The sequence below is a fragment of the Okeania sp. SIO2B9 genome (assembly GCF_010672505.1).
Lineage (GTDB): Bacteria > Cyanobacteriota > Cyanobacteriia > Cyanobacteriales > Microcoleaceae > Okeania > Okeania hirsuta.
Genome location: NZ_JAAHGK010000149.1, coordinates 1 through 8,724, shown reverse-complemented (window position 1 = coordinate 8,724; position 8,724 = coordinate 1). Strand labels below are relative to the sequence as shown.

The window sequence follows — 8,724 nt, the reverse complement described above, 5'->3', positions numbered from 1 at the left end:
TCTTTGAACTCTTACAAGACATGGACAGTTATTAAATATTCTGAGCTTGTTCCTATCATCTGCTTTTTTGAGCCAGACTTAAGAAATAAGGTGATTCGTGCATTTATGCGTTATTCATATTATCCAGACACTGATAAACCGTTGTTACTAAATGGCGTTTCTTATGCTAGTCTAGCTGTAGAATTAATAAGTCAAAGGAGCTTCTTAGAAGATTCATCACCGGAATCAGAAGAATCAGGAAAGGAAGGTAATCTGCGAATTAATTTGCCGAACAAAAGAAAGCAAAAGGCGAAGAAATTTAAGGGATTATTCTCATATAAGAGGAAGAGTAAGAGCAAGTCTTCCAATCAAGATGAAAAAAAATCTTCTCAACAATAAATACAGTGTGCTAGTTCGGTTTGTCTAAAAGGGGGTATACCGGGGTGTTTAAGTTTTCCGGTCTTCCCAAATTCCTCAAAACTTGATTCGAGTAGAATTGTCTTGTGCCATGACTCTGCCTCAGAACCTACATTCTGTACTTCAAATATAATACACTGAGAATAGACAAGTGGCGAGGAAATTACCTGAATATTTTGAGTGTAAATACTCATTTTCCTGCTAATTATCGCCTTAAGTAATGTTGGGGTGTCGGTGAACAAAGCTTACCGACACCCCTAGTTTTTGTGATTGTAACACCTATCCCCAATTGGCCATGGTTTTAGACCAGTGAATTTTTGATAAAATAATTGATACCTATTTTTTAACAACCAAATAGTTCTAAACTGACTAAACTCAGATCAGAGGTATATTGACAAAATTCATAAAAAATGGTATGCAAAAAACCATTTTGATAGTTAATAATTGGAATTTAACTTAAATAACAACTATGTTCAAAAAACTTCTCGGAGACCCCAACGCACGCAAACTCAAGAAATTTCAACCTTGGGTGACAGAGATTAATATTCTCGAAGAAGATATTCAACAACTTTCAGACGAACAACTAAGGGCTAAAACAGGAGAATTTAGACAAGCTCTAGAAAAAGCAACATCTAAGGAGGAAGAAAAAGAAATATTAGAAGAAATTCTACCGGAAGCTTTTGCTGTAGTCCGAGAAGCAGGAAAGCGAGTGCTAGGTATGCGACACTTTGATGTCCAACTTTTGGGGGGCATCATTTTGCATCAAGGCCAAATCGCAGAAATGAAAACAGGGGAGGGTAAAACCCTTGTAGCGACTCTACCAGCATACTTAAATGGCCTAGCAGGTAAAGGGGTACACGTTATTACCGTTAACGACTACTTAGCCAGACGAGATGCGGAATGGATGGGACAAGTGCATAGGTTCCTGGGTTTAACTGTGGGATTAATTCAACAGGGAATGACTCCAGAAGAACGGAAAAAAAATTATGCCTGCGATATTACTTATGCTACTAACAGTGAAGTTGGATTTGACTACTTGCGGGATAATATGGCAACTAGCATGGATGAGGTAGTACAACGTCCATTTAATTTTTGTACCATTGACGAAGTTGACTCTGTATTAGTAGATGAAGCACGGACTCCTCTGATTATTTCTGGGCAGGTAGAAAGACCTAGTGAAAAGTATATTAAAGCAGCAGAAATTGCAGTAGCTTTGGATAAAGAAAAAGAACATTATGAAGTAGATGAAAAAGCTCGTAATGTGTTATTGAGCGATGAGGGTTTTGCTGAAGCAGAACAGTTATTGGGAGTACAAGATTTATATAACCCAGAAGATCCTTGGGCACATTTTGTATTTAATGCTTTGAAGGCAAAAGAATTATTTATCAAAGATGTTAACTATATTGTTCGTGATGAGGAAGTAGTTATTGTTGATGAATTTACAGGAAGAGTAATGCCAGGACGACGTTGGAGTGATGGTTTGCATCAGGCGATCGAGGCTAAAGAAAGGGTGGATATTCAGCCAGAAACTCAAACATTGGCAACTATTACTTATCAGAATTTCTTCTTGCTTTATCCAAAATTATCGGGGATGACGGGAACGGCAAAAACAGAGGAAACGGAATTTGAGAAGATTTATAATCTACAAGTGACTATTGTTCCGACTAATAGACCAACTGGTAGAGCAGATTTATCAGATGTGGTTTATAAAACAGAGAAAGGGAAATGGCAAGCGATCGCTAATGAATGTGCGGAAATGCACACAGCAGGTCGCCCAGTTTTGGTGGGTACAACCAGTGTGGAAAAATCAGAGTTACTTTCTAGGTTACTTGCTCAACTGAAAATTCCCCACCAGTTGCTGAATGCTAAACCAGAAAATGTGGAGCGAGAGTCAGAAATTGTGGCACAAGCAGGGGGTAAGGGTACGGTTACTATTGCTACTAATATGGCAGGTCGAGGTACTGATATTATTTTGGGCGGAAATGCTGAGTATATGGCAAGACTGAAAGTACGGGAGTATCTGATGCCGAGGGTTGTTAAACCGGAAGAAGACAATGGTATGGGGATGATGCGGGTACAAGGAGCTAAAAAGCAAAATTCAGCTAAAGGTTTTGGCGAACAGAAGAAGGTGAAAACCTGGAAAGTGTCGCCTGAAATTTTTCCAGTAAAGTTGTCGCCACAGACTGAAAAGATGTTGAAGGATACGGTGAATTTTGCTGTGCAAGAGTGGGGAGAGAGAGCGCTACCTGAGTTGGTGGTGGAAGATAAAGTGGCGATCGCTGCGGAAAAAGCTCCTACTCAAGATCCGGTAATTCAAAAGTTACGGGAGGTGTACAATTTGATTCGCAAAGAATATGAAGGCTATACGGAGAAGGAACATGATAATGTGATCAGTCTGGGTGGGTTGCACGTTATTGGTACTGAGCGTCATGAGTCAAGGCGTATTGATAATCAGTTGCGGGGTAGAGCGGGGCGACAAGGAGACCCTGGTTCGACTAGATTTTTCTTGAGTTTGGACGATAACTTATTACGGATTTTTGGTGGCGATCGTGTTGCTGGAATGATGCAAGCGTTTGGGGTTGAGGAAGATATGCCAATTGAATCTGGGTTATTGACTCGTTCGTTGGAAGGCGCTCAGAAGAAGGTGGAAACATATTATTATGATATGCGGAAGCAGGTGTTTGAGTACGACGAGGTGATGAATAATCAACGTCGGGCGATTTATGCGGAACGACGACGGGTATTGGAAGGTAGGGATTTGAAGGAACAGGTGATTAAGTATGCGGAGCAAACTATGGATGATATTGTGGAGGCGTATATTAATCCTGAGTTGCCTTCGGAAGAGTGGGAGTTGGATAAGTTGGTAAGTAAGGTGAAGGAGTTTGTGTATCTGTTGGCAGATTTAACTCCGGAGCAGTTATTCGATTTGTCGATGGATGATATTAAGACTTTTATGCACGAGCAGGTGAGGAATGCTTATGATATTAAGGAAGCGCAGGTTAATCAGATTCGTGGTGGTTTGATGCGGGATGCGGAAAGATTCTTTATTTTGCAGCAAATTGATACTTTGTGGCGGGAGCATTTGCAGCAGATGGATGCGTTGCGGGAGTCTGTTGGTTTGCGGGGTTATGGTCAGAAAGATCCATTGATTGAGTATAAGAGTGAGGGTTATGAGTTGTTTTTGGATATGATGACGGATATTCGTAGGAATGTGGTTTATTCGATGTTCCAGTTTCAACCGCAACCTGCGGTGCAGACTACGGCGGCAGAGACAGTGTGAAAAAATATAAATCCCTAGTCCAGTAGGGTGTGTTAGCGTCAGCGTAACGCACCAAAGACATAATAGGTGGTGCGTTACATTTCATTAACGCACCCTACCAAAGCTTTTTGGATTCAGAAAGTTTGCTTGTTACTCAAAGTTTAAAATTTTCATCATTATCCATTATCAATTTGTTGAGCGAACAACAGATTAGCGATCGCGAGATTAAGAGTTCTGGCGAAGGTTCCTTGAATGTACCACGAAAGGTTAGTTTTTCCAGAGCATCGGGAGGAGGTTTATTAATTATTATATTAATGGAGAACCTTATGAACCAGAATCCCAGGACTATATTCTGGAGCTGAATACTGCTGAACAATGGGTTTTACCAAATCCATTAGATCCCGGTACTGAGATTTGGACTTTGAGCAGCCTTTGAGCCAAACCAACTTCCCAACGGGTCTACCTGGTACACCTCCTGATACCCCTCTAGGTCTAACTTCAGTTGTCCAGGAACCCCTTCCCTACCCTTTGGTTTGGCCTGAAAACCCTTAGTCATTTTGTCCAGAAAGCAATTCCCCCAATTACGGCGGGGAGTTGTTTTTTTCTTTTTAGGAGTGTACCGCTTACAAAAGTCCCGATACCGTTTGGCACATTCCTCTAACGTTGTGGCCAATTCTAGAAAAGCCGGATGCCATTCCGTCAAACCATCATCAGTCAATTGTGCATAACTACCATAATTACTAAAAGCATAGGTAAACCCCAGACGTAACCCTGCAGCTTTGGGGTTGGCATGAATATAGCGCAGAGTTTTGAGAATTCGGTCCGAGTCATTGTTAGAAATGGCCTGACTGAAATACCGTTGCTCCCAAAAATGTCCAGTACGATTTAAAAATTGGTTCAATACCATAGCGCTATACCAGTTTAGCCAGTGCATCAACTTAGGTAACTCCTCTGGATTTTCTGGCGCCAATAAATAATGAATGTGGTTCCGCATAATGCAGAGGCCATAGAGCTTAAACTCAAATTTCTTCTTGGCCTTGGCAATGACCTCTAATAAAAGTTCTCGGGTGGCACGTTTGGCCAAGTTAAATTCTTTATTGTTGCAGCGCACCGTAATGTGGAAGGTGCAATTTGAGGGTAGATTTCTAGGTAGACGAGGCATATCAGTTATCAGTTATCAGTGAGACCTTATTTTATTGGAAAAAGTGCGGGCGTTAACTTATTCTCTCATTTTGAGGTACACCCGCGAGCAAGATGCACCCGCACGCGAGCAAGATGCTCGCACTGGAAAATTTAATAATTAAATTGCGCGCGAGCAAGATGCTCGCACTGAGATTGGTGGAATCTGCTATAAGTCCGAAAAAATCAGAAATCAGCGATCGCTTGTTCGGAAGATATTCAGGCGATCGCTATTCTTTTGCAGAGAAAGGAAAGCGTATTGTGTTATAATTATAACCGTATGATGTAATTTATTTTCTATAATCACAAAAATCATAATGGTTTCATCAAAATTGCTTCAGCTAGAAAATGCCATTAATAACTTATCCTTAGATGAGAAAATATGGCTAATGGAAAAAATCATAGCTCAAATGAAAGAGCAAACAAAATCTGCTAATTATCAATCCCAACCCGATCTAGAATTTAGCAATCAAAATAAGAACTTAGAAACCGAACCTTTAATTGGTTTATTTGCTGCTTCCCCAGATTTAGCAACTAATTCTGAGGAAATTTTACAAGGAGAAATTAGGGAAAAATCAGGATGGTTTTATTCAGTTATCAGTTATCAGTTATCAGTACCTTGCAGCAGAATGTTTGGAAATCACGAAAGTCTTGACTTTGGTTCAAAGAGACTTTCAGCTATTTCGACCTAAGCATTGTCAATTTTTTGAGATTATGCCGTAATTTTTTAATAAGCAATAATGCAAATCCAAGACTATTTCAATTTCCTAGCGCCTGATGATATCCGCATCAAAGGTAGCCGCATTGGTACCAATCGTCGCCCCTACTCTGGCCCCTGCTAGATTAACAGCGATCGCCACTACTCCTGCTACTAGACCTGCTATAGTTCCTGCCATAGCCAAAACTGTGGTTAAAACAGCAGTCATTACCGCTACAATTGCGACAGTCAAAGTCGCTGTCACTGCTCCTGCTGCCACACCTGCTACAGTCCCCGTCATAGTTCCCATTATTGTCCCAAGTAAAGATCCTGCTATCAATACAGTTCCAAAAGCTGCCTGTAATCCTTTACGGATAGCGATAATTAAAAAAAGGACAAATATCAATAGGACAATTACAGAAGCTAAAAAATTGTCTGAACTAATAGAGTAAGGAAAGAGTAAATAACCAGTAAAGACAGCCGTTAGTACAGCAGTCAATCCAGAAATTGCAGATAAAAGTAGCGATATGATAACTAAACCTAGGCGATAATGAAGTTGCACTCCAGCGTTAGCATGACTAAAGTTGGCATCACACAAAAGGGCGTTGCTGAAATCCGTTCCTTGAATATCTGAGTGTGAAAAGTCTGCACCTGCGAGGTCAAGACCTTTAAAGGAATAACCGCACAGACTTTGAAAAGAAAAGTCTTGGGACATAATTCAATAGACAAAATCAATTTAGATCTTGTTTTGCTATCTTAACAAAAATACTTCTAGACTGAGATAAGGTTATGCAATTGAATTCTCCAGGGGTTAAAACACCTTGGATTATAAAAAGCTAGCTTTTAAGCTAACGAGTCGCACCAATATTTTTTAGTTAAAGAGTGGCAGTTTCAACACTTTCCTATCCACCTTGGCTAAGTCCAGACCTAGCTGTGTCACTATTTTTCTTAAAATGTTAGCTGCTCCTTCAACAATTAATAATTAATAATTACCTCTTCTTAGAAAGAAGAGGATTGACTCAAAGGATTTTGTTCTTCTCTTGGTCGATTGGATATGGCGTTAGCGCTAGCGTTTGCGCAGCATTCCGATAGGAAAGCTCCTCTGCAAGAGGCAGCAGATCTCTAAGAGCGGGAAACCTCGCCATCCCACCCTACGGGAAGCTACGCTAACGATCGCTTTTTCTCCATGAATGAAGAAGCTTTATACCTTAATTTTTCCGTAATATCATGTCCGTTTATATCGTTTGTGTAAACCCAAGGGTGAATATCTACAGGAAATGATGGTTTTTTCTTGCGAGGGTAGCCTTCTTTCCTCTTCCCTCTTTCTTCTTCCTTCTTCCTTCTTCCTTCTTCCTTACCTTTGCTATACAAGACCGATGCTACCGGACATGATATAACTCAGTCATTTCAGTTATCAGTTGTCATGGATAACTTCTCAATTCTAATTTCTGACTTGCACGTAGCACTATACATCCAAAATCTTATTTCTCAGATACTTTCCGAGTAAAAATTTTAGTCTTAACGTACAAAATTGTTTTGTTACTACAAATCTCCCACTGCTGACTACCTCAAACTTATATCAAAATCTACTTGCGCTTAGAGTATTATAAGAAACCGGGTTTATGGGAAGTAGATGTTAGTATGGTGGGGCATTTAATAAACCCGGTTTCTATACTTTTTTATACCGATACTACCAAATTTGACATTATATTATGTCCGGATAATTAGTGATAAAAAAACTTTTTCCTTTTTATACTTTCTTTTTCCCCTCTTCTCTCCTGACTCTTGACTCCTACCTTGTTATTTATAACTATTCAACCGGACATGATATTACACCTTCAAAATTTCATCATCAACTGAAAAATCTACCTCTACTTTGTCACGACCGGAGGCGATAAAATCATTTTCAAATGAATCTTTTAACCCAGAAACTAAATCAAACTTTGGCTGCCAATTTAATTCCCGCATCACCTTATTTACACTGGCAAAAAAATGTTGAACTCGTAATGGAAAAGCTTTCTTTTTTCCAAAGTCAAATTGCTTCGGGTCGTAATGTACTAACTTAATAGAATCAGGAGATTTTCCAGCAGCTTCAGCACAAGCGCGAGCTAAACCATCAAAAGTGACATAACGCTCTCCAGAAACATTATAAATTTGACCAATTGCTTGATTATTTCCTAATACATTTGCCATTGCCATTGCCAAATCTTTGACATGACCTAATTGAGTAATGTGGAGTCCATTTCCCGGAATAGGAATCGGGCGATCGCGTACAATTCTGTCAAAAAACCATGCTTCTAGATCGTTATAGTTTTGTGGTCCATAAATATAAGTAGGACGAATTGAAGTCCAGGGTAAACCTTGATTTGTTAATTCTGTTTCTGTTTCATATTTTCCTAAATGACGGCTTTTTGGATCTACAGCATCTCCCTCAATATGAGGCATTTGGTCAGACTTTAAATAAACCCCCGCAGAACTCATATAAATGAAATGTTGTACCTGGTCTTTGAAGATTTCAGCTAAAGGTTTTGTATCAGTTAATTTTCGTCCGTTATTGTCAAAAATAGCATCAAATTTTTCTGGCGCTAATTTTTCTTTGAGTTGAGTAGCATCCGTGCGATCGCCATGAATTTCTTTAACTTCTGGAACTGGACTTGGTTTATTACCACGGTTAAATAGTACCACTTCATGTCCTTGTTCAACTAGAATTTTAGTTAAATAGACTCCAATAAATCGAGTCCCACCCATAATCAGTATTCGCATTTTTCCTCTTTTTTACCAACAACTAATAATTTCATCATACCCATTTACCAAGCCAAAAGTCAAAAATTAAATTCCATGATTAGTTTTAGGGGCATAAACAACCTTGATATTTAATTTTTTAACTTGATTAAATCTCTCAACACTGTACTTACTTGCTGGAAGCGAATCATACTGAAATTCAAGATAAATATTAAACTTTAAGGAATAGGGAAGATGGAAAATGGAAGAAGCTATAACTAGAGTTATAAATTCATATTTATCTTTTTCTTTATGGGTTTAATACCCCACCGTCACTTGCGGTGTTTACAATTGGTTGGGCATAGTTAACGACCTGCCACTTCCTGTCTACAAACCCACCCCATCTACTTTTTTATTCTTGCTTCTTGCTTCTTGGTTCTTCCTTCTTCAAAATGATTAAAGGCAATTCAAT

Annotated in this window: 8 protein-coding genes; 4 read left to right on the top strand and 4 right to left on the bottom strand. The window is 39.3% G+C overall.

What is annotated here, in order from left to right; genetic code table 11:
* Nucleotides 1–378 (top strand): hypothetical protein (locus tag F6K13_RS07775; protein ID WP_287287160.1); only part of this gene is annotated, 378 nt, incomplete at its 5' end.
* Between the two features lie 487 nt (nucleotides 379–865).
* Complete coding sequence (secA, locus tag F6K13_RS07770; protein ID WP_287287159.1) at nucleotides 866–3,676, top strand: preprotein translocase subunit SecA; 2,811 nt, start codon at nucleotides 866–868, stop codon at nucleotides 3,674–3,676.
* 373 nt (nucleotides 3,677–4,049) lie between these two features.
* On the opposite strand, the gene F6K13_RS07765 is transcribed toward secA, so the two are convergent.
* Nucleotides 4,050–4,817: a transposase gene (locus F6K13_RS07765; RefSeq protein ID WP_287287157.1), complete on the bottom strand. Its 768-nt coding sequence runs from the start codon at nucleotides 4,815–4,817 to the stop codon at nucleotides 4,050–4,052.
* 158 nt (nucleotides 4,818–4,975) lie between these two features.
* Between F6K13_RS07765 and F6K13_RS07760 the strand changes: the two genes are divergently transcribed.
* On the top strand, nucleotides 4,976–5,104 hold the full coding sequence (locus tag F6K13_RS07760; protein ID WP_287273243.1) for a hypothetical protein: 129 nt from the start codon (nucleotides 4,976–4,978) through the stop codon (nucleotides 5,102–5,104).
* Nucleotides 5,105–5,151: 47 nt separating this feature from the next.
* A complete protein-coding gene (locus F6K13_RS07755) occupies nucleotides 5,152–5,526 on the top strand; it encodes a hypothetical protein (protein WP_161564656.1) in 375 nt (124 codons plus the stop codon).
* 75 nt (nucleotides 5,527–5,601) lie between these two features.
* On the opposite strand, the gene F6K13_RS07750 is transcribed toward F6K13_RS07755, so the two are convergent.
* The 3 genes from F6K13_RS07750 to F6K13_RS07740 all read right to left on the bottom strand — a co-directional run bounded on the left by F6K13_RS07750 (nucleotide 5,602) and on the right by F6K13_RS07740 (nucleotide 8,294).
* The gene (locus F6K13_RS07750; RefSeq protein WP_124146542.1) at nucleotides 5,602–6,246 is read right to left on the bottom strand and encodes a pentapeptide repeat-containing protein; all 645 of its coding nucleotides are present in this window, start codon (nucleotides 6,244–6,246) and stop codon (nucleotides 5,602–5,604) included.
* A 446-nt stretch (nucleotides 6,247–6,692) separates the two neighbouring features.
* On the bottom strand, nucleotides 6,693–6,902 hold the full coding sequence (locus tag F6K13_RS07745) for a hypothetical protein (protein WP_124146543.1): 210 nt from the start codon (nucleotides 6,900–6,902) through the stop codon (nucleotides 6,693–6,695).
* A 459-nt stretch (nucleotides 6,903–7,361) separates the two neighbouring features.
* Nucleotides 7,362–8,294, bottom strand: coding sequence for an NAD-dependent epimerase/dehydratase family protein (locus F6K13_RS07740; protein WP_124146544.1), 933 nt, complete (start codon nucleotides 8,292–8,294; stop codon nucleotides 7,362–7,364).
* Nucleotides 8,295–8,724 lie beyond the last annotated feature (430 nt).